The sequence below is a fragment of the Hyphomicrobium sp. 99 genome (genome assembly GCF_000384335.2).
Taxonomy (GTDB): Bacteria; Pseudomonadota; Alphaproteobacteria; order Rhizobiales; family Hyphomicrobiaceae; genus Hyphomicrobium_B.
Genome location: NZ_KQ031382.1, coordinates 1,283,756 through 1,306,188 on the forward strand (window position 1 = coordinate 1,283,756; position 22,433 = coordinate 1,306,188).

A 22,433-nucleotide genomic window follows, 5' to 3' on the forward strand; every position below is an offset into this window, starting at 1 on the left:
ACTAGCGCAATCAAGCAAGACTCCCCCGAAAAGCGGAGCCGCCGAGCGCATGTCCGATTTAGATGGGTAACCCTGCGCGAGACTGTCGCCCGCGGAGAGCCGGCTTAAGGCGATCCCTCACCGGAACGGTCCGCGCTGCGAGCGCGATTTGCAAGCGCCGAAATCGCCCGAACACGTAATTGTTCCAGAGCGGACGCCTGCTCAGATAGGAAGAGGTACGCCGGGTGCGCCTCGTCGAGGGGCGGCAGAAGCTTGATCCCTGCCTTGTGCCAAACGGACCAAACGATCTCGCCAGTCAGCAACATGTCGGGGGTGAAAGAGATCTCGATGGGATCTCCGGCGGCAAGACCCTGAATGCCATCGACCCGAAGTCCGGAAATGGAAAAATCGACGACCTGCACATTCTGCGCGACGCCGCGGCATTCCAGGATCGCAGTAAAGCTCACCCGCTGGCGATCGTCACGCCTGCGCAAAAAAATTCTAGCCAAGGCCACAGGCCGCATCCGCCACCGCTCTAAATTAACGCAAACATGATCCCAAGGTACTATTTAAGTGTTATCGGAAGGTTGCGACGGACGTGAAAAGGCGCACGAAAAACACCTTCTACAGCTGATAATAATGCCAAATACGAGCAATCTTGCATTTTTCCGCAAGGCACTAGTTAATTAAGATTAATACGAGCGATTCGAGGAGAATTACATGCGACCAGAGCTTGAGGCAGTTCTTGAGGCATACCGGCAGGACGCCGCCGTCGAGGAGCAATTAATTCAGGAGATTCTCACCGTGCTGGCCGTAACCGGCGCGGCGCGCAAACGTACTATCCAGGAGCTATCGCAAGTCGTCAGCCGCCACACCATCAAGGCAGCGGAAGATCGCGACTATCGACAGGGTACGGACGAACTCGCCCGTTACGATTTTCACCAGCCGCTAAGGCAGATGTAGTGCGCGGGGCGCGGCACGGTCGATTTTGGGGCGCGACGGTGATCGCTCGTGCTTCCCGGGATGCGACCGTGCAAATATCTTTATGACAGAGCACAATCGAGCATTCTGGCCTCGGTCGTCGTCTCAAAGGGAATGTATCGGGTGACTGAACGAGAAATGAAAACATGAAAAATTTTCTCTCTCTCGTTACCCGCATATGCACTGAAATTGCTGAGACAACAAGCAATGTGACGCAAGCGGCCTGGCCCAGCCGCCATGCATCGTCAGTCGCGCCGGTTGTTAAGAATAGGCCTGGAAATGCCGCTGATACCCAAGCCAACGGCTCGAGCCCGCGCCCGTCCAGATTGGAAAGACAACCCGTATCCGAGACTTCTGAAACATCTCCCGAATATGGAATTGAAAATCGGGACGCGCCTGAGTTCGACGTTGCGAGCTTTTGTTCGGAGCTCGACGCATGGCGCGCTTCGCTGAGATCGCAGCGGACAAGGTCCGCCGAAAGCGAACATCAATCCTCCGCTAAGCAAGAGTCGCCTGCCGCAAGTTCTCGCACTGCGTTGCTGCCCCGTGGCCCCAATAACTCATCCGCGTCTCTTGAGAGCGACGTGGCGCAAGCCGTTCGAAGAATTGATCACGGCCAGCTCTTCCGCTCGCTCGCACACTTGTCCCACGCTTAACAACCAATTGATCATACTCGAACGGAGTGCATCGCGCGGCGGCTGAGCCGCGCGGGCGCCCGATTGTTTCACGTTCGTTTCTCTTTCTGCGCAGCAGGCTGAGACGATCAAGCCACTATGTGCGCGGAATTCTCTTCGCAGGCGACAAATTCTGTGAAGCCCACCCACAAAGCAGTGGGCGGACGCTTTTCTCGGTACTACTCATATAGTACCTAAGAACTACAACTCGCGATTCGCAGCAGCGCGGCTGCTCTGACAATGTTCATCGGAAAGCACCCGCTTTTCCGAGCGCGAGACTGCGCGTGCTGCGTTCCGAACATTTGGGGAGACATTTCATGGATCGCAAGCGCGCATCTGTGCCTGCCAAACCTGGCCAAAACGCCGACACCTGGAAATTCGTTTTTGGACAACGGCGACCCGAACGGGCTCGTCTTCACGCCTTCGCCCCGCCGTCATGCTTCATATCGGCGTTGGCGCTGACGCTAGTTGTCGGCAGCGGGATCGCAGCGGCAGACCCCAGCGGCGGCGTTTATATCCACGATAAACATCATGCCCGGGTCAACAATGACGGTGATGACATCGTCAACACAGGAGGGCCGGGCGTCCGCATCGACAACATCAGCCGCGATGCATCTGTCAAAAATCGCGGAGGCGAAATCAAGGGCTCCGATGAAGGGATATTGATTACCGACGTCGAAGGCGACATCCGCATCGATAATCGTTTTAGGGGAAAAATCATTGGTCGCGGCTATGACGGCATCAATATCGACGACGCAGGGTCCGACGTTTCCATCGACAATCGCTTCAGGGGCAGGATCGAAGGGCACTACGATGGCGTGCACATTCGCGACGTTGATGATCGCGTAACGATAGATAATCGCTTTGGCGGTACCATAATCGGCAAGCACGACGACGGCATCGATATCGGGCGTGTTAATGATGATGTGAAAATCGATAACAGCTTCGGCGGCCGGATAGCAGGCCGCGACGACGGCATCGATATTAGCGACGTCCGCGACGACGTGACGATCGACAATCATTCAGGCGGTAGAATTTCCGGCGGAGATTCGGGCGTAGAAATTTACAAGGTCCGCGGCGATGTGAAGATATCAAACAACGACGGAAGGATTTCTGGCCGCGACGACAGCGGCATCGATATTTCAAGAGTCCGCGGCGATGTTAAGATCGATAGCGTCGGCGGTGAGATCACTGGTGGCGACGATGGCATACACGTGCGCGATGTTCGCGACGACATCAGCATCAACAATAGCCGCGGAGGCCGGATCACCGGGCGAGACGACGACGGCATCGACATCGAGGATGTCGACGATGTCCGCATCGATAATCGCTTCGGCGGCAAGATTAAGGGCCGCGATAACGGTATCCAGATTGAGGATGCCGATGATGTGAGGATTACCAACAGTTCGGGCGGTAGCATCCGCGGGCGGAATGGCGATGGCATTCACATTGAAGACACCGATGGCTCAGTAAGTATCGACAATAAGCGCAGAGGACGGATTGAAGGCCGCGACGACGGTATTCACATCGAAGACACCGAAGACGAAGTCGCTATCGACAACCGGTACGGCGGCAGTATCAAAGGTGAACGCGGAAACGGCGTTGATGTCCGTAACGTCGATGATGACGTCCGCATTGACAATCGCTTCGGCGGCAAGATCACGGGTCGCGATGACGGCGTGAAAATCAGGAATGTCGACGATGATGTCATCATCTCGAACAGCTACGGTGGGAAAATTCGCGGCGAAAGAGGAGACGGCGTCAACGTCAGTCATGTTGATGGCGATGTCGAAATCGAGAATCGGAGAGGCTCGATCAAGGGGCGGGACGACGGCATCAAGATCAGCCGCGTCGATGGCGACGTCTGGATCGATAACGACGACGGCAGGATCGAGGGTCGTCGTGGTACCGGCGTCGATGTTAGGGCTGACGGATCCGTCACGATAGACAACGGCGACGGCACGATCAAAGGCCGCAGAAGCGCGATTGCCATCAATGCCGATTCCGCAACAATTAATTCGTCCGGATTGATCGAAAGCTCTGGAAGGCACGGTGCAACAATCGAGCTTTCGACTGACGATGGGGCGACGATCAACAACTACGCTGAAGGCCTCATTCGCACCTCACGCGCGTTGACTGGAGATCTGATTGTTGAAGCCCGAGGCGGCGCCGTCACGATCAACAACGACGGCACGATGATCGGACGCATAGATCTTTCCGCCGCGGGCGACACGTATGCGGCAAACACCTTCAACAACACGAGCAACGATAGCTGGCACTTCACCGGCACAAGTGACCTTGGTGGCGGCTTCGCTGATGCGTTCAACAACACCGGGACAATCTACACTACCGATCCGAACAACCCGGCCTATAACGACACCACGGTTCTAACGGGCGTCGAATACTTCAACAACGGGGGTGGCGGCGCCACAGGCACAATCGATCTGCAGGACGGCTACACGGGTGATGTATTTATTCTCGAGCCGACTGACGGTGGCGCTCTGACCTATCACGGCGCAGTTGGTGAAAGTGCGTTGAAGGTGGATGCCTTCCTCGGAGGACCATCGACTTCAAGTTCCGACGTGCTTGTGATCGATGGCGATGTGACGGGTTCGACCGCGATCTATGTCAACAACGTCGATGCTGGTTTCGGCGCCTACAATCCCAACGGCATCCTCGTCGTGGAGGCCACCGGCTCGCTGCCGGCAGGAAGTTTCTTCCTCGCCAAAGGTCCCATTGATACGGGCATGTTTTCATACGATCTCTATCTCAACGGTTCGAACGAATGGGTTCTCGCCAGCGCGCCGAATCATACGTTCTTCGAGCTGCCCAGTTTGACGTCGGCGGCTCAATCGATCTGGCACAACGCAGCGGGCGCGTGGCTCGATCGAACGGCCGACTTGCGCACGGCACTGAATGAGACGTGTGCGCCCGTCAGCCTCAAAGATCCGAACGCCGGATGCACAAAGCCTTCGTCTGGAGTTTGGGCCAAGGTGCTGGGCGCATCGGAATCGCGGTCTACGAACCACGCGTTCACACTGATGAATTCGACCGAACGACATTCCGTCGCCACCCAGATGGACGGCGGCGGCGTCATCGGTGGCTACGACTTTATCCGCAGCACCGAATCTGGAAATGGCATCTGGATGGCCGGCATAATGGGCGGCTATCTAAGATCTGAATTGAATTTCGATCACTCAGCAAACAGTGCTGATTTCCAGAGCGGCGCCGTGGGTGCCTACGTAACCTACCTGCAAGGCGGGTGGTTCATCGACGGTCAGTTCATGGCAAATCTCGGGAACGTCAAATACTCCGGAAGTCAGTCTGTAAATGAACACGCAAGTCTGACGGCCATCGGCGGCGTCATCGATGTCGGGTATCGCACGACGTACGGCAATACCTTCATCGAACCGGGAGCGACCCTCTCCTATGTCAACGCCAACATAGACACGATGGATCTCTACGATGCTTCGGTGAACTTCTCGAATGGCGATAGCTTGCGCGGCCGTCTCGGTGTGCGTCTTGGAACCGGGATCGCGAAAGAGAAAGCAAAGTACGAGCCGTTCATCGGTGTAAGCGCACTCTACGAATTTCTCGGTAACAACACGGCAGACGTGACGAGTGGCGATTACGTGCTCAAGGCGGCAGATGATCTAACTGGCGCGCTTGGTGAGGTCACGGGCGGCGTCAACGTCTTCAGCCTGACTGGCAATGGCCTTAGCGCCTTCGCCAAGGGCAACGTGCAATTCGGAAAAGATGATTTCGTCGGATACGGCGGAAGCCTCGGCGTCCGGGTCGACTGGTGAGGTTGGGTCGGAGGGCGATCAGCTCCCGATCGCCCTCCGGCCGCGTCCCCGAGTGCCGCTTTCCCCCAAATTGCGTGTGTCATTCATTGGAGATGTTGAGATGAAAAAATCCATTCTGCGTTTTTCGGCTTGTGCCGTGTTGGTCGCGTTCGCCTTCGCCGGCGTGGCGAGTGCGGAAGCTCCCGCGTCGATCGATGTCGCGAAGGCACAGCCGAGGAGCGAGATCATCGGCGACTGGCTGGTTGCCTGCGAGGCTCCGGTAAAGGGGCGCAAATCCTGCGGGCTGTCGCAAACCCTCGTAAGCGAAAAGCTGAAGACGACGGTCGGCATGCTGACGATTGGCAGGGATCAGACTGGTAAGCTCAAGGGATCACTTCGGTTGCCCGTCGGCGTTTCTCTGCCGGAGGGGGTGGTCGTAGACCTTGAGAACCAAGCTAGGTTGACAGTGCCGTACGCCGCCTGTCACCGGGCAGCATGCTTCGCATCATTCGATCTGACGGAGCCGATACTCGCGCAGGTACGCAAGGCCTCAAAAATCTCCGCCACCGTGCAGAGCACTTCGAAAATGCCATTAAACCTTACCTTCTCCACGCGCGGGTTTCCTGACGCCTACGCGGCCTACGTCAAGGAAAGCAAATAGGCTTCGGTTTGGGTCATCCACCGACGATCACGACTGGAGCATAGTGAAGAATTGACCTCCGGAGGCATGTGAACTAGCACTTCGGAGTGCAATCGAAGGTTGCGGAGGCGAGACCGGGCTTATGGACCATGAACGTGACGGCCCAACTCGGGCATTGACGGGAAAAGTCGCAGCGATCCCGTGCGCGACGACCGCATGCGGCGAAGATCTCACTGGACTGATTGTCGAGCAGGGCGGCCGGCTGGCACTCGGCGCGTCGCCTGCGAGGTTCGAAGCGCTCGACGCTAAAATCGATGGGCGCGAGGGCACGCACTGTCAGCCGGTGGATTTGGATCGGCCGAACTCGTTGCGCGAATTTTTCCAAATCGCCTTCGCGCAGTTTGAGCGATTGGACGTTATTGTTCTGGAGCTGGCTCCATCGAAGCGGCAGCGGATGACAACCGAAAAGGCAATCGATCTGGGAACGCGTCGGCTGCTCCACTGTCTCGACGCCGTGCTGCCCTACATCGATGGGGATCTGCACTTTATATGTGTGGCGCCCGCGTCTGGCCCTGCCGCGATACCGATTGCGACTGCATTTCTCGCTGCCAAATTCGCGACGACGCAAGCAACCGCGGCGCCACGCATTCGCATGTCGATCGTTTCGCCACCCATGGAATCGTCAGTCGACGAGCTCTCGCTCGCGAGGACGGTCGTGCATCTTATGAAGGAAGCGAGGAGCCCAGACATCCTTGAGACGGTTCTCGCACCGCCAAGAAAACAGCGGCGCCTAACGCGCAGGCCGCGCCTCGATGCCACGAGCAAAATGAGTGTGCAAGCGTGACTATGTCGGACGCCTTAGCCTTTCGCACGCAGATTGAGCTGGTTTGCGATCATCGCGGCGCGCGTTCTGTTCGGCAATCGCAGCTTTTGCAATACTGCGGTTACGTGCCGTTTTACGGTATTCAACGAACAGGAAAGCTCATCGGCGATTTCGGCGTTGCTCTTGCCGGCGCCGAGCAGCATTAGAACTTCCCGCTGCCTCGGACTGAGAGATTCAACATCCGGCGGCAGAATCGGCGCGACAGGCGCTTCTCCAAAACCCGGGCCGAACTGTTGGAAAAGTGCGCGCGCGATGGTGTCCTGGATAAGACCGGGATTGAGCGCGACCGGAGCTTTCGGAGCTTTCGATACCGTCTCGGTCTCTTTGGCTTCGGGAATCCACGCCGCGATATCTACGTGCATGAGAACCGCTCCGCTGGCGGCATCCGAACTCACAGGAACACCGATGACGACAACCCACTGCTTCTGCTTGGGACGCGAAGGCACGACAAATGAGACGAGGCTACGCTTGCGCTTCAGAAGCGCTTGTATCTCAGCGCGGTTATCATCATCGCAGTGATCGAAATACGAGTCACCGACAGGATATTGCGCGAGAGCAATTTTCTGGTTGCCATCTGCCGGTCCGGCTTTGGCGCTCACGTCCATGATGACGCCTCGGCTGTCGACGAGCACGACATAGACTGGCGGTTCACGCGAGGGAGAGGATTTCATCGCAGTCCTGCAGCAGTGACATGGAAATGGCCCGGCGCTGACTAGCGAATAGGAATCATTCTGCCCCCGGCCAACGGGCAGTGATTAGCGAGCGCCGCTCACGAAGGCTAGCGGCGCATTGTTGCAACCGCGCCCTGAACACCGCTTTCTTATTTTCTGATTTCCACCTTAAATTGCAGCGGGGTGCACGACGTGGTGCTAGTCCGTAGCGCCAGCGCTCCGCTCACGCCGCGGTGGTCGAGCCGTTCGCCCGTGCGGCGAAATAATCAGAGATTTCTGCCGCGGATTTCGGAGGGCTAAAATAATAACCTTGGATCTCCCCACATCCCTCGGCCTTCACGATTTCATACTGCTCTTGCGTTTCGACTCCTTCCGCCGTCGTGTGCATCCCAAGCGTCGTTGCCAGCTTGACGATGGTCGCAAGAACCAATCGGGCTTCGAGGCTCGTCGTCAAATCGTTGATAAAAGAGCGGTCGATCTTCAAGCGGTCGAATGGACAGCTTCGAAGACAGCTTAATGACGAATAGCCCGTTCCGAAATCATCCATCGCCGTCTCGATGCCGAGTTCACGAAATTGGCCGAGCAACGAATTGGCCTTTGTGAAATCTGCCATGATCGTCGTCTCAGTGATTTCAAGTTGCAACCGATTGGGGGCAAGACCCGTTTCGGACAGCGCTGCGCTGAGACGATCCTTGACGTAAGGAGATTCGAACTGGGCGCGAGATAGGTTCACGGATATTTTTACATGTTCGGGCCAATTGGCCGCGTCGTGGCACGCACGCCGAAGAACCCAGTCTCCAATCGGAGCAATGATTCCGATCTCCTCCGCAATGGGGATGAATTCCGACGGCGACACGTTTCCGCGCGTGTGATGACGCCAGCGGATCAGCGCCTCAAGTCCAGTCACTTCATTTGTAGCAAGCCGCACAATCGGCTGATAATGAACGTCGAAACTATGATCCGCGAGGGCTCTTCGCAGGTCTTGCTCGATCTCTTGCCTCTCTTGGAGGCGCCGGTCCATTTCCGGCTCGAAGAATTGATAATTCCCGCGCCCAGTCGATTTTGTTCGGTAAAGAGCCACATCCGCCCGTCGAAAGAGTTCCAATGCGGAGGTCGTGTCGGGCTGCCAGCAGGCGACACCGATGCTCGCGCCAACGCGGATGTCATGGCCGCCAACCGTCATCGGCGCATTCAGAAAATCCGAAATACGCCGCGCAACGATTCCCGCCGCCACCGGTTGTGTGCCTTTGCTCAGCAACACGGCGAACTCGTCATCGCCAAGCCGCGCGACGACGTCGGCTTCTTTCACGCTATGACGCAATCGCCCCGCGACCGTCTTCAGCAGGTAATCGCCGATATTGTGGCCGAAGGTATCGTTGACGCATTTGAAATTGTCGAGATCGATGAACAGCAGCGCCACTTCATCGCTGCGAGATTGCGCTGCTTCGATGTGCCTGATGAGAAGCGTCCGGCTGGCAAGGCCGGTCAAGCAATCGCGCTCCATCGAATATCTGGGCCGAAAATCGCTCAGCTGATCCTTCATGACATCGGAGCCAGCCGTCACCTTCGTTCGACTGCGAATGCCGATTATGAGATACGACGCGATCAACAGCTCTCCCGTGTTCGCGAGGGCGAAGGCTAGTGCGGCGCCAGTCGATCCACTCAGCGTGCCGCTGATCGACATGGCGGCGACTGCGCCGAGCATAAGTGTGAACAGTCGCAGCTTGACGCCGGATAAGAAAATCAATGCAGTTATCAGGATGCCGTTCGCAGGTAGGATCGCGATGAAATTGTCAGCCGACAGCTGGATGGCGAGAAAGATCGATAATCCCAAGCCCCCGGCAATGCCAGCAGCCCCCAACGCTGCACTCAAAGGATGAGGTTCGTCGGGCTGCGCGTCCATAAACTCCCCCTCTTTTTCGGCCATTGGGAAAGCGAAATAGTCCGAAAGAGTTATATTTAAATTAATTCGTGTTAGTTAATTGCTGCGACCGGCGAATGAGTGCCTCGGAGGGTGCGAGCTGCGCGCCGCTTCTCAGCCGCTTCTCATGTGAGTGCGCGGGCGTGATCAGGAACGCGAGTGCGACGGACGCAATCGTCATCATCGTCGTGGTGCGAAGTGGATAATCAACGAGAGAATGGCCAAGCAGCAGCAACACAGTCGCGGAAGCTGCACGAGCAAGTCCGATATCGATGCCGCGCAGTTGAGAAGAAGAAATATCTTTCCACACCAAAGCGGTGCGCTTCACGATCCAAACGATAAACAGAACCATTGCAACAAGGCCGAATATTCCTGTCTCCAGCCAAACCTCGAGAAAGTCGTTGTGAGCGTGATTGGCATAAGTGAGGCCGAGATCCGACGTGGTCTCAAACAGCTGGTAAACGGGAACGAAGGATCCGAGGCCGGAACCGAACGGCATATAGGCATAAGCGGCGGAGGCTGTTTTGCGCGCGAAGGCGATGCGAGCATCGGTGTAGGGGTCTGCTCCGAACCGATCGAAAATGCGGTAGATAGCGAGCGGCGCTAATAGGAAAATAATTCCCGCCACCGATCCCACAACCAATTGACCGAAGCCGCGGTTCGAAGTCTTGATCCGCCGATCAGTCACACCAATCGCGATGGCAGCGGCCAGCGCCAAGTCCGTTAGAACGAGGCCGGCCCGAGATCGTGCCATCATTTGCGCCGCCGTCAGCATGAGAAGTGCCGTCAGCCAAATCATCAAAGGGAGAACGACATTGGACTCGAGTCTGCGCCGGGGCGCTTTCTGTCCCGCCACTCCGATCGCATCGACGAGATGTGCAGCGACGAAGAGCGTGGTCACATAGAGAAGCGCTGCGAAATGATTTCTGTTCGCAAAGAAGCCAACAGCCTCGGCTTTATTGGTGATGTCGTAAAAGCGCAGCGAACTGTTCGGCCCTTCCGCGAGCTGCAGCAGACCGAGTACGACGCTTCCCACTCCCATCGCGATAACAACGTAGCTGAGGCGTTCGCGATGGCGGTAGCCGAGCGCCAAAGTTCCGAGAAAGACAGCCACGGGAGGAAGCAACGCCAGGCCACTTAGCCAAGTCGCGGATGGAGTCATCGTCAGTGGCAACGGCGGAAGAGGGCGATCGATCAGGGAATACGTTTCCGAAATCAACCCGCGTCCTGGTAACCGGCTCCACAGCTCCGGCGGAAGCGGAACAAGCTGGAGCACCGGAACAAGTGCCAACGCAGCGACGAAAATAAGCGGCCATCTGAAATGCCGAAAAGAACCGGCAATAGCGATCTCACGGAGCGCCGCTATAAGAAGGATGATGGAGAGAAATTGCAGGATTACATCGCCGGGAAAGCCATTCCTCGTCGCCCCGCCCAGAACCATAGACGCCGCCAAGACGCCGCCCGTTAGGTACAGAAGTCCATTCTTCGGAGCCAACTCGGGCAACCGTCGGCGCTGAATGATGTCGCTTATCAGTAGCAGCGCTTTCCTAGCCGAGGCCGCAACGGGTGACGCCATCGAGCATTGATGCCCGATCATGGACTCGTTGGATTTCCGCCTCCGCTCAGGCCCACGGCCGCAGCAGAAACGCCGCCGATCGCCACCGCACCCAAAAGGTACGGAAGGAGGTTTGGCTGCGTCGCGTCGAATGCTGTCGTTTGCGTTGCCGCGGACCAATCCTGAATGAGCGCGGTATCCGTTTCCTGGAGACCGCCGCTGCTGCTGGCGGCTGTCGAAGGGCCGCCGCACGGGGAATTGATCGGCACGCTGAATACCATGCCCGCCCCGAGGAATACGGTGCAGCCGTTTGAAAACGTCACTTTCACCGAGCTGCCGATCTTCGGCACGATCACGTCCCCCGCACCAAAATTCGCGGAACCCTTGAGTGTCTCGTAGCCATCTCCACGGCTGGCGAGGGCTTCCCCCTTAAGCACTGTCACGCTCGCTGCTTCCGCGGACGAAAATCCGGCTAGAAGCCAAGCGGCGGCTATGACCACGCGCGTTCGCATTGATGGGCCTCCTATACCACGATGACACTATAGTGCTATATCTGGGGACTCGGGGTTTGGAAAGACAGCGGGCCCCGTAGAAGGCAGGAAAAAGTGTATAGATGTAGGTTTGACACACACGTAACGAGCTTCGGCAGCTTGACTCACGATTGAAAAATTCAGATAGCAATAGGTATGCTACTTTAGGACTAGATAACGGTGATTGGGGGCGGCCTTTGATCGATATCCATTGCCACATTTTGCCGGGGATCGATGATGGCGCGCCCAGCATCGAGACTTCGCTCGAAATGGCCGCTGCGCTGATCGAAGACGGAGTGGAGGCGGTCATCTGTACGCCGCATATCCTGCCGGGCCTCTATCACAACAACGGACCGCAAATTCGCGAAGCGACCGAAAAATTGAGATATGCGCTCGCGAGATCTGAATTGAACTTGCAGCTGTTCAGTGGTTCCGACGCCCATATCTCCGTAGACTTCGTCGAAAAGCTCAGGACAAAGGAAATCCTGACGCTGGCCGATAGCCACTATGTGCTGGTTGAGCTGCCGATGCACGTACGCGCAGAGCCTCTGAATAAATTTTTCTTCGAGCTGATCGTTGCCGGCTACGTACCGATTCTCTCTCATCCAGAACGCCTTGCCTGGATCGAGCCGCAATTCGGATTGATTCAGCGTCTCGCTCACACGGGCGTTTGGCTTCAGATCACCTCCGGGTCGCTGCTCGGAAAATTTGGCCGGTCCGCGAAATATTGGGCTGAACGTCTGCTGGACGAAGGACTTGTCCACCTCCTCGCAACCGATGCGCACGATACCAAGCGCCGGGCCCCCGATTTAAAGAGAGGGTGGGATGCGGCCGCATCGCGCGTCGGCGAATATGAAGCAAATAGCCTCGTTCTCACGCGTCCGCGAGGCATTCTCACAAACACGCCGCCGTCAAACCTTCCTCTGTCATTGGCACAGAAAACGAATGCTGTATTCAAAAGCGCCTGATCATTCCGTCCCAGTGAACGGGCGGGCGGGTCGCACACCCGTCGTGCCATGCCTCGTGCTCGCGCTGATGGCTGGGGGATGTGGAGCCTCGTTGAGTGAAGGCTCGCATCTCACCAGCGCATCTTCCCCGATTAATAAAACCGGCGCGCCAATAGCGTCGCCTTCGCATTCAATTGCGCTCGGCGAAACGGAATCCCGCCAAGCTGCGGAACTGATGTCGGCGTCGAATCCCGGAAACGCCGGATACAAAATTGGCCCGATGGACGTCGTCGAGGTTTCAGTTTTCCAAGTTCCCGAGCTTTCCAAGACCATTCAGGTTGCCGCGAACGGCACGATCAATCTTCCGCTCACCGGAGAAGTTCATGCCGCTGGCAAGACGCCGCGCGACGTCGAACGTGATCTGACAGAGCGTCTCGGTCGAGACTACCTTCAGTCACCGCAGGTGAATGTCTACATCAAAGAATACAACAGCCAGCGTGTAACCGTTGATGGTTCGGTGAAGAAACCCGGAGTATATCCGCTGCGCGGGCCGGCAACGCTTCTGCAAGTCATCGCGACCGCCGACGGCTTCACCGATACTGCCGACGCCTCCGTCGCCATCTTCCGCAATGTAAACGGCGAGAGATCTGCCGCAAAATTTGATGTCGGAGATATTCGATCGGGAAAAGCCAAGGACCCGCCGATCGTCGAAGGCGATGTGGTCGTCGTCAGTAACTCGGCGATGAAGGAATCCTATCAGGCGTTGCTGAAAGTGCTCCCGGTCACAAACTTCTTCGTTCCGTTTTTGTAGGCGGCGCGCTTGCCGTATTTTCGATCCCCTTAGATGACGGCTCCATGACTTCTCCAAGAGACGCAAACAGCACGCCTCTAACATATGCGGACATCCGAGCCCTTGAGCCGAATGATCCATACGAGATGTACGGAGGCCGCGGGCTCGATCAGCCGCTGGAAAAAGGCGCCGACTTTGCTCGAAAGATGCAAGCGGCGCTAAGGATTTTGCTGAAACGCAAGGGGTTGATCTTTGCCGTTACCGTCGCGGCATTTTCCTTAGGCACCGTCCGAACTTTGATGATGACGCCGCTCTACACGTCCAAGATACGGCTTCAAATTGACCGCAGCGTCGCGAAAATTGTCGAAGGCGGCAACATCACGCCCGTCGAAGGAACCGACGCCGAATTTCTGCGGACCCAATATGAGCTTCTGCTTAGTAGAAGCCTGGCCGAGAGAGTGGCGCAACTTGCGAGATTAGCAGACGACCAAGATTTCTTTCGGCCTCGCTCATTCTCTTTTCTCGCGACAATCAGGAGTATCTTGCGGCCCGCCCAATCCGGTGCCCCGCAGAGCCAGAGAGAACTCGTCTCAAACGCCGCTGCCATCGTAGAGCAGAACATTTCGGTGCGCCCGATACCGGGATCTCGTCTTGTCGATATTTCATATTCCGATCCCAATCCGGCTCGCAGCCAAAAAATTTCCGCAGCATATGCAAACGCATTTATTGCCTCCAACCTCGATAAGCGCTTCGAGGCGAACGCCTACGCAAAGGCATTTCTTGAAGACCAAATCAAACAACTGAAATTGCGTCTGGAGCAGTCAGAGAAGGCGATGCTCGCCTTTGCCGAGAAGGAGCAAATCGTTTCAATCGGCGCAAGTTCGTCGATGGTCGAAACGGATCTCGCGAATTCCAGTGCGGCCCTCGGCAACATTGCGCGCGAGCGGATAAAGAACGAGCAGCTTTGGAGACAGGTCGAGAAATCTGACGCGCTGAACTTTCCGCAGTTTCTATCGAGCAACGCCATCGACGGCTTGCGCGCTAAACGCAACGATCTCGTGACCGAGTACCAGGAGAAGCTGCAGACGTTCAAGCCGAGCTACCCTGTCATGGTTCAAATCAAAAACAAGATAGGGGAAGTGGATCGGCAACTCGCGGCGGAGGTTAGAACGATCCGTGCCTCGCTGAAGAATGCTTATGAGTCTTCGCTCAGTCAGGAAAATGAAATCACGGCACGGGTCGCAACGCTGCGCACCGACGTTCTCGATTTTCAGAAGCGCTCGATCGAGTACAACATTTTAAAGCGAGAGGTCGATACCAATAGGGATCTCTACAACGGGCTTCTGCAAAGATATAAGGAAGTCGATGTTGCGGGTGGTGTTGGAAGCAACAACGTCTTCGTGGTCGATGCGGCAAGCCTGCCGAGTTCGCCATCTTCTCCGCAGCTTATGAAGTCCGTGCTGCTCGCTCTGTTTTTGGGCTTTGGGATAAGTATCGCGCTCGCCTACGTCATTGAAAATTTCGACGATGTCATAGATTCCGTTGAAGAGGCCGAGCGTGTCGGCGGGCTCGTAACGCTCGGTGTCATTCCCCTTGTGAATTCGCGCGTTGACGTGAAGGAGGCTCTTCTCGATGCCAGGTCTCCGCTGGCGGAAGCCTATCGCTCTCTCTGCACGTCATTACAATTTACGACACCGCGAGGTATGCCAAAAACGCTCTTCGTGACGAGCGCTGGTGCGCAAGAGGGGAAGTCGATCAGCTCGATCGCGATCACCCAACACTTCGCGCGCTTGGGACTGAACGTTCTGCTCGTCGATGCCGACATGCGAAACCCCTCGCTCCACAAATATCTCGAAGCGGATAACTCTGTCGGACTAAGTTCGTGTCTGGCCGGCGCGTGCACGCCACCGGATGCAATTCAGAAGACCGCCACCCCACATTTGGCCTTTCTCTCTTCCGGTCCTCTGCCACCGAACGCCGCGGATCTTCTCGCTAGCCCCCATTTCATGTCGCTACTATCGGGAAGCCTCGAAGTTTTTGATCTCGTCATCATTGATGGGCCGCCGGTGCTCGGCTTAGCGGATGCTCTGCTGCTGTCGAATGCCGCCGAGGCGACGATTTTCGTAATGGGTAGCGGATTGGCGAGGGGTGGGGCAGTCCGAAGCGCGCTCAAGCGTCTCGAAATATCGAAGGGGCCGCTGATCGGCGGCGTCATCACCAAGTTGGACGCAAAGACGGCGGGCTACGGTTATGGATACAGCTACGGTTATGGCGCCGACGCGTTCTCATATGGCACCTCGGTGGCGAGCGTCCGCAGTACGGCGCACACAATCCTCGGACCATCATGAAAGGAAGTCAGAACCCCGCATTGAAGGCTGCGCTCGATCTGCTCCGCATGCCCTCGCAAGTCCGTATGATGAGATCGGCGCCGTTGCCGCTTGGCGTTCTCCTGCTTCTGCGGCTCGCTGCGGCTGAAGCGGGCGCGGAATGCGAAGCTGAGGAAGTGAATAAGCGTGCCTCTTCTGCAAATCGTGACGCCGCAATCTTCTTTATCGAACAAGTTCTGCTTGCGTGGAATTCGGATGCCTACCGCGTGCTTGGTCTCGACGATACAGCGACCGCCACGGAACTCCGCCGGCATATGGCGTATTTGCTCAAATGGCTTCATCCAGACGTGAGCAGAGATCCGCACAAGGCGCGGCTGGCCCAAAGAGTTCTAATTGCGTGGAATGAAGTAAAGGCCGCCAAGCGCGACAGTCGCGAAAAGCAAGACGGCTCGCGGGCACCCTCCTTGTGGAACTCTTCGAACGGCGGTGATAGGCCGCGAGCACTCGCGAAGAGGCGACCGGCACGCCAACACCGGGGTAAGGGTTGCACGCCTCACAGCCGCCTTGGGAAAACGCTTCGAAGGCGGATCTGGCCGCTGTGAGCGTGACAGTTCCGAACGATGGAAATTCCGAATCGACGACATCACAGCTGTCACGGCCATGTCTTGCCGCTGCGCTCGCTGCGTTGGCTCTCGTTCTGAGTTGGCTCGTCGTTTCGCGGACCGTCGTTGCTTGCCTTGAACGATTTGACCCGGAATGGGCGCTTGCGATCCGTGTGTCTGACGCAAACGCCGAGCTTGAGCTTGTCAATAACTGGGTCGCAAAAAGCGCGAAAGCCGACGGCAGAATTCCTAAGCCGAACTTGGAAACAAATGAGGCCAAGCAGCACCTTCTGCGTGTGCTCAACGCTGAACCGCTCAATGCTTCGGCGTTCGAGCTGCTTGGAATTCTATCGGCAGCCAGCGAAGATACGGTGGCGGCAACTAGGTTTATGCAGGCTGCCGAGGCAAGGTCGCTTAGGAGACCCGCGGCTCACGACTGGCTAATGCGGCAAAGTCTTGCCGCGAAGGATATCGAAAGTGCGATTAATCACGCGAATGCCTTGCTTCGCATTAGACCGGATTTGATATCCGGGGTCGCTCCCGCACTCTCCCAAATCGCGGCGATGCCCGGGGGTACGGAAGCCTTGATCGCAACGCTCTCAACGGCGCCGCCGTGGCGCGAGAAGTTCTTTCGCGCGGTCAACGGAGCGACGAGCAATGTCGATGCGCCCGCCAAATTGCTTCTCGGATTGCTGCCCTCGGAGCATCCCCCGACACCTAAGGAGATCAACGCGTATCTTCGATACCTGATCGACGAAAAAAAATATGAGCTCGCATATTCCTCTTGGCTCCAGCTTCTTCCGCCGAGCCAGTTGAGATCCGCGGGCCCGCTTTTCAATGGCAACTTCCAATTTGCCCCTTCAGGTCTTCCATTCGACTGGACGATCGAGAGAAGTGATCGCGCACTGGCGGAAATCATCGCCGCGCAAGGTCTGACTGACCAGAACGCGCTGTCGGTTGAGCTCGGCGGCGGGCGTGTCGACTTCCGGCCGATTTATCAATTCCTCCAATTGGCTCCAGGGCGTTATCGTCTTCTCGGGAATTCAAAGGGGAACCTGAAGGGACTACGCGGTCTCAAATGGCAGATCGCATGTCTTGAGCAGCTCGCTCGTCCACGCGGGGAGAGCCCGGCATTCCTGGACGGATCTTCCGCCTGGGCAGAATTCTCGGTGAGGTTTGACATTCCGGCCAGCTGCAGAGCGCAGATTATCCGGCTGATTCTCGATGCGCGGTCGGCCTCCGAAACTTTGGTTGCGGGATCGTTTGCCTTCACAAGTCTCAAGATCGAGAGAGACGGGGACTAAGGCACGGCGATCGCGTCCCACACAAAAGGCGCAGCTGTTGCTCCAAGGTCATTGCCGTCTGGTCCGTTGAATGATAGTCCGAAAGCATCACTAGTCATCAGCATATCGAACCCGTTGGGCTTCACCCGGCGAGCGGCAGCAATGCCGGCCGGAATGACCACCGGACGGAGCGCGATCGCCCATGCGTGCTCATTGTGGTGTCGTCCCTCGCGGCAGAGGGAACGCCGCGGATGGCGCTTGTTCTATGCCAGCATTGGCTGTCGTGGGGAATTCGTCCCGTCCTCGTCATCCTCAAGTCGACGCCAGCAGATCTAGCGCCAGATTTCGATGCGCTCGCCACCGATCGAGTTACGCTCGGCATCTCAAAAAGTGGGCTCGTCAGATATTTCGTTCTGGCAGCTCGTGTCTTCTCGACCGCTCGCAAGTATCGCGCGGAAGGTCTGCTATCTATGCCGTTCGGTTGGCATGCCTTCATTGCGATCGGTGCTAGATTGGGTGGCGTCCGGAACATCATCGCCCACGTCGGAAACTATCCGAATGACCGCCACAAATCGGCGTTCGCAAAGTTCAGGATATTGGTTCAGCTTGGCCGTCCACTAACTGATCGCCTCGTCTGCTGCAGCCAGTACGTTCAGCAGGGCACGATGAAGTATTTCGGCGTGCGCCAAAGAGAAACGGCCGTCGTCTACAACGGCGTGCCTGTCCAAGAATTCACGCCGAGCGTGGCGCTAAGGCCGCGAGAGAGAAGCAAGTCCTTCACGATAGGCATGGTGGCGCGATTGGAGAAACATAAGGATCAGACCACTTTGATCCGCGCCGCCAAAATACTCAAGGAGCGAGGCCGAGACATCAGAGTTGAAATCGTCGGCGATGGCAGTCAACGCCAAATGCTTGAGCAAATGATCGATGCCGAAAGCCTTTCTGATCGGGTGATCCTCCTCGGCATGCGCCGCGACGTTCCAGCGATCATGGCAAGATTGGATTTATTCGCATTTTCGACGACGCCGGATGAAGGCTTCGGAATAGCGCTCGCCGAGGCAATGATTGCGCGCGTGCCGATTGTAGCGAGCGACGTTGGAGCATGCCGCGAAGTTCTGGGCGATGGCAGCCTCGGATTGCTCGTGCCGCCCGCAGACGCCGCGGCGCTGGCCGATGCCATAGATGCCGTACGCGCCGATCCTCAGGCAGCAAGGATACGCGCCAGCCGAGCGCGAGAAACAGCTCTGCAAAAATTCTCCGGCGAAGCCATGGCGCGTGAATACGGCGCACTTTTGGGATTTTCATTTGCTGCACGCTTATCGGACGCGGGCCGGCAAACAGCGTGAACGCGCGGCCGCAGCTCATGCATATCGTCCACGGACTTGGGGCAGGGGGCACCGAGATGACGTGTTTGCGCCTGGCCCAGCATTGGCAGCCGCGATTCCGTCAGCATGTTTTAGCCTTGGGGGCCGCCACGCGCGCATTGGGGCCGGAATTCGAGCAGCTCGAAAATTGTCGGCTCACCATCGCGCCTGAAAAGCCTCTGACCAATCTCACCATGTGGCGCTGGCTTCGAGCTATCTTGAAAGAAAATTGTCCGGACGCGCTGATCATTCATGTCTTCGGTGTGCCCCATTTGATCGCGGCATCAGCCGCGAGAAGCGCCGGCATAAAATCGCTCGCGGTGAAGGCCGGAAATCCCCCGCCGCTGGACATGCCGGGCCGGCGAAGATGGGGAGCCGTAACATTGGCTTCGCAACTGCTTCGGTGTCCCATCGCGTCCTGCTCCGCGGCGGTTGATGGAGAGCTTCGGAAGCTCGGCGTGGGCATGCCAAAGCATTCGCACGCGCTTCCAAATGGTATCGATATTTCTCGCCTCGCAGCCAGGGCGGCGCGTTCACGTAAGGACAGATCGAAGAGGCCAGCCGTGATCGGGATGGTCGCACGTCTGGATGCCATCAAGGATCATCGCACGCTTTTAAATGCGTTCAGTCTTGTGTGCTCGCAATTTCCGGATTGCGAGCTTTGGATCGTAGGCGAAGGAGCATTGCGCAACACGCTCGAAAGTCACGCCCAAAGCTTAGGGATCTCGGACAGGACGAAGTTTCTCGGCAACCGCAACGATATTCCGGAATTGCTGGGTCAAATGGACGTTTACGCTTTCAGCACGACACGCGCAGAAGGTTTCGGCATTGCGCTCATCGAGGCAATGGCCGCCGGCGTCGCCGTCGTAGCGTCGGACGTACCCGCATGCCGCGAAGTTCTTGGAAACGGAGAGGCGGGAATGCTTGTGCCTCCGGGAGATTCAAGCAAGCTAGCACAAGGCATCGCTGCGCTTTTGCGGGATCGGGACCTTCGAGAAAATATCAACGCCGCGGCTGCCATTCGCGTTCGGCTTGAATACAGCATCGAAAAATGCGCCGCGCGATGGGAAGCACTTATTTTTCGCAATGCCGAAGCAATATCGTCAGCGGTTGCCTGATGCGCATCCTGACCTGTCTCGGTGATGCGACGTCGATCGATACATGGAGCAATACGCCATTCTTTCTGTTGGAGGCGGGGAAGAGCGCACGCTTTCTCGATGACGGATGGCGACTTGATACCAAAGTCTTGCGCTATCATCGGCTCGCTTGGAACGCCGCTAGAACGATGAAGCGGCTGGAGAGGGGAGGCTTTCAATATAGCCCATCTTTTCTTCGCCGCCTGATCGAGCAGGTGCAGCCGATAGATGTCGAAGCCGAAGTCCTAAGTCATTTTCCGCTGTTTCCACCCTTGGAGAGTGGGGTTCGAAGAACGAGCTTCTACATCGACGCGACACTGACGCAGAACTTCAACGATTATGGATTGGTCGGACGAGGCGGTGTTGGAAAGGAAATGGCGTACGACGCCGTCGCAAGAGAGCGCGATCAGTACGAAGCAGCCGACCGTATCGTGTGCATGAGCCGCTGGGCAGCGCGTTCGGTTGTCGAGCATTACGGAATATCGAAAAGCAAAGTTCACGTAGTGCCACCCGGAGCAAATTTGCCTGCCAATGAAAGCACCTCGTTCGTCGCAAAGTCTGGCGGCCCGGTCTCACCTTTAAGGCTGGGATTTATCGGCAAGGACTGGAGACGAAAGAATCTGCAATTCCTTCTTCAAATTGCAGATGTCTTGCATGCGCGCCGTGTGCCGGTTGAAATCGCAGCAGCCGGATTTGAACCAGATACTGGTCCCCGTCACCACTTGTTGAAAGTGGTGGGCTTCATCGACAAGCGCCACGAACTGTCGACGTTCGTGCGCTTCATCCAATCCTGCCACTTCACCTGTCTGTTCTCGAATGCGGAAGCGTTCGGCCTCTCCAATAGAGAGAGCTTGCGGTTAGGCATTCCTGTGCTCGCGCGAGACATCGGCGGAATTTCCGATACGATGCCGAACGGATGCGGACATCTTTTCGACGCGTCCGCGCAGCCTGAAGACGTTGCTGTAACGATTGAATCCTACGCTCGAAATCTCGATCGATATTGGGCACTCCATAGCGCCGTCGCCGCCAGAAGCGAAGAATTTACATGGGCCACCGCCGTCGGAAAATTGCAGGCGATCTGGTCAGGCTCAGATGAATACGTCTACGAGAGGATAAATTCTTATGCTTGATCGCGCGCCCCTGCGCTTTGCGGTGCTTCAACCCGGCGCGCGGTTGCACTATGCGCTTCCAGCAGTACTGCAGCGGGCTGGAATGCTCGAGCGCTTATATACGGACTTCTGTGTCGACACGGGACCGTTGCGCCATCTCGAACAGTTGTGGCCGCTCGCATATCGACCGGCGCCGGTCCGACGCATGCTCGGGAGAAGACTTCCGGCGGAAATTCCGCGCGCAAAAGTGCGGGAGGCGCGTGCCGCCGTTGTGCGGGAGAGCGCAGCGAAGATATTCGCAAAGGACGGAGCAAACAGCGCCGCATCATTGCTGGAAGTCGCTCGGAAGGAAAATTTCGGCGGAGCCAATGCCATCTACACCGTATTGGTCAATGAAGACATCGAGATCTGCCGGGAAGCGAAATTGCACGGCTGCAAAATCGTACATGAAGCGATGATCGGACCCGATGTTGGGCTTTGGCTGAACGAAGAGCACAAGAGGTTTCCGGGTCGCCGTCAAAACGGAAATTCGATTGATCGCATAAATGCGGGACGTGAACGCGACCGATTGAAGTACGAAATTGCAGACCTGATTATCGCACCATCGGACTTCGTCAAGAAAGCCGTCATCGCGTTGGGCGCCGACCCCGCCCGGGTCGCCATCGTTCCATATGGCATCGACGAGAGCTGGCTCCAGACAGAAACTATGCCCGAGCGAGGGCGCGCGCTATTCGTGGGGAGTGTTTCATTTCGCAAGGGTAATCACTACCTCGCGGAGGCGGCACGCATACTCATGAAAAAAGGAGTTGATTGCGACGTCCGCGTTGTCGGCCCGGTCGATCGTCAAATCTTGAATGACTCACTTTTTCATGGACCAAGCTATGTCGGTCAAATTCCCAGGGCTGAGGTGCGAAAGGAGTTTGGCGCCGCCGACGTCTTTGTGCTGCCGACGCTATGCGACAGCTTCGCGTTGGTGCATCTCGAAGCGATGGCGTGTGGTGTCCCGGTAATCACCACTCCAAACTGCGGTTCCGTTGTCCGCAACGGAATTGACGGATTGATCGTTCCAATAAGATCCGCGACGGCCATAGCCGAGGCCATTGAACGCATCGTGACGGACAGAAATCTTCGCGAGAACATGTCGCGGAACGCTCGGGAACGAGCGGCATCCTTCACATTGAAGCAATATGAAGACCGCCTCGTCGGTGCAATATCCAGAGTGCAGGCTAACGATTAGACGGCGCGAGATGGAAGCA

18 protein-coding genes are annotated in these 22,433 nt (G+C 56.9%); 13 read left to right on the plus strand and 5 right to left on the minus strand.

Annotation, left to right across the window (positions count from 1 at the left end):
- Positions 1 to 104: 104 nt before the first annotated feature.
- A complete protein-coding gene (locus G359_RS06345; protein ID WP_245279946.1) occupies positions 105 to 494 on the minus strand; it encodes a PilZ domain-containing protein in 390 nt (129 codons plus the stop codon).
- Between the two features lie 205 nt (positions 495 to 699).
- On the opposite strand from G359_RS06345, the gene G359_RS06350 reads away from it, so the two are divergent.
- The 4 genes from G359_RS06350 to G359_RS06370 all read left to right on the plus strand — a co-directional run bounded on the left by G359_RS06350 (position 700) and on the right by G359_RS06370 (position 6,903).
- Positions 700 to 942: a hypothetical protein gene (locus G359_RS06350; RefSeq protein ID WP_045835439.1), complete on the plus strand. Its 243-nt coding sequence runs from the start codon at positions 700 to 702 to the stop codon at positions 940 to 942.
- Between the two features lie 1,009 nt (positions 943 to 1,951).
- Positions 1,952 to 5,440, plus strand: coding sequence for an autotransporter domain-containing protein (locus tag G359_RS06360; RefSeq protein ID WP_052699218.1), 3,489 nt, complete (start codon positions 1,952 to 1,954; stop codon positions 5,438 to 5,440).
- A gap of 100 nt (positions 5,441 to 5,540) precedes the next feature.
- Complete coding sequence (locus G359_RS06365; protein WP_045835441.1) at positions 5,541 to 6,080, plus strand: invasion associated locus B family protein; 540 nt, start codon at positions 5,541 to 5,543, stop codon at positions 6,078 to 6,080.
- A gap of 121 nt (positions 6,081 to 6,201) precedes the next feature.
- Positions 6,202 to 6,903, plus strand: a complete 702-nt coding sequence (locus tag G359_RS06370) for a hypothetical protein (protein ID WP_045835442.1) — start codon at positions 6,202 to 6,204, stop codon at positions 6,901 to 6,903.
- Between the two features lie 14 nt (positions 6,904 to 6,917).
- On the opposite strand, the gene G359_RS06375 is transcribed toward G359_RS06370, so the two are convergent.
- The 4 genes from G359_RS06375 to G359_RS06390 form a co-directional block, all read right to left on the minus strand.
- Positions 6,918 to 7,613, minus strand: a complete 696-nt coding sequence (locus G359_RS06375) for a response regulator transcription factor (RefSeq protein WP_045835443.1) — start codon at positions 7,611 to 7,613, stop codon at positions 6,918 to 6,920.
- 223 nt (positions 7,614 to 7,836) lie between these two features.
- Positions 7,837 to 9,516 carry a putative bifunctional diguanylate cyclase/phosphodiesterase gene (locus tag G359_RS06380; RefSeq protein ID WP_052699219.1) on the minus strand — a complete coding sequence of 560 codons (1,680 nt, stop codon included), beginning with the start codon at positions 9,514 to 9,516 and terminating at the stop codon, positions 7,837 to 7,839.
- A 61-nt stretch (positions 9,517 to 9,577) separates the two neighbouring features.
- Positions 9,578 to 11,131 (minus strand): O-antigen ligase family protein, encoded by a 1,554-nt coding sequence (locus tag G359_RS06385; protein WP_082072831.1) that lies wholly within the window; start codon positions 11,129 to 11,131, stop codon positions 9,578 to 9,580.
- A complete protein-coding gene (locus G359_RS06390) occupies positions 11,128 to 11,601 on the minus strand; it encodes a hypothetical protein (protein WP_045835444.1) in 474 nt (157 codons plus the stop codon). The genes G359_RS06385 and G359_RS06390 overlap by 4 nt, the downstream gene beginning before the upstream one ends.
- 215 nt (positions 11,602 to 11,816) lie before the next feature.
- On the opposite strand from G359_RS06390, the gene G359_RS06395 reads away from it, so the two are divergent.
- The 9 genes from G359_RS06395 (at position 11,817) to G359_RS06435 (ending at position 22,414) form a co-directional block, all read left to right on the plus strand.
- A complete protein-coding gene (locus G359_RS06395) occupies positions 11,817 to 12,587 on the plus strand; it encodes a tyrosine-protein phosphatase (protein ID WP_045835445.1) in 771 nt (256 codons plus the stop codon).
- 214 nt (positions 12,588 to 12,801) lie between these two features.
- Positions 12,802 to 13,377 carry a polysaccharide biosynthesis/export family protein gene (locus G359_RS06400; protein WP_245279947.1) on the plus strand — a complete coding sequence of 192 codons (576 nt, stop codon included), beginning with the start codon at positions 12,802 to 12,804 and terminating at the stop codon, positions 13,375 to 13,377.
- Positions 13,378 to 13,421: 44 nt separating this feature from the next.
- Positions 13,422 to 15,704: a GumC family protein gene (locus tag G359_RS06405; RefSeq protein ID WP_045835447.1), complete on the plus strand. Its 2,283-nt coding sequence runs from the start codon at positions 13,422 to 13,424 to the stop codon at positions 15,702 to 15,704.
- A complete protein-coding gene (locus G359_RS06410; RefSeq protein ID WP_052699221.1) occupies positions 15,701 to 16,285 on the plus strand; it encodes a hypothetical protein in 585 nt (194 codons plus the stop codon). Before G359_RS06405 ends, G359_RS06410 begins: the two co-directional genes overlap by 4 nt.
- Positions 16,282 to 17,589: a tetratricopeptide repeat protein gene (locus G359_RS06415; RefSeq protein WP_156150686.1), complete on the plus strand. Its 1,308-nt coding sequence runs from the start codon at positions 16,282 to 16,284 to the stop codon at positions 17,587 to 17,589. The genes G359_RS06410 and G359_RS06415 overlap by 4 nt, the downstream gene beginning before the upstream one ends.
- Before the next feature lie 230 nt (positions 17,590 to 17,819).
- Positions 17,820 to 18,914: a glycosyltransferase gene (locus G359_RS06420; RefSeq protein WP_045835448.1), complete on the plus strand. Its 1,095-nt coding sequence runs from the start codon at positions 17,820 to 17,822 to the stop codon at positions 18,912 to 18,914.
- A 56-nt stretch (positions 18,915 to 18,970) separates the two neighbouring features.
- Positions 18,971 to 20,050, plus strand: coding sequence for a glycosyltransferase (locus G359_RS06425; protein ID WP_245279948.1), 1,080 nt, complete (start codon positions 18,971 to 18,973; stop codon positions 20,048 to 20,050).
- The gene (locus tag G359_RS06430; protein ID WP_045835449.1) at positions 20,050 to 21,198 is read left to right on the plus strand and encodes a glycosyltransferase family 4 protein; all 1,149 of its coding nucleotides are present in this window, start codon (positions 20,050 to 20,052) and stop codon (positions 21,196 to 21,198) included. The genes G359_RS06425 and G359_RS06430 overlap by 1 nt, the downstream gene beginning before the upstream one ends.
- Positions 21,191 to 22,414, plus strand: coding sequence for a glycosyltransferase family 4 protein (locus G359_RS06435; RefSeq protein WP_045835450.1), 1,224 nt, complete (start codon positions 21,191 to 21,193; stop codon positions 22,412 to 22,414). The genes G359_RS06430 and G359_RS06435 overlap by 8 nt, the downstream gene beginning before the upstream one ends.
- Positions 22,415 to 22,433 lie beyond the last annotated feature (19 nt).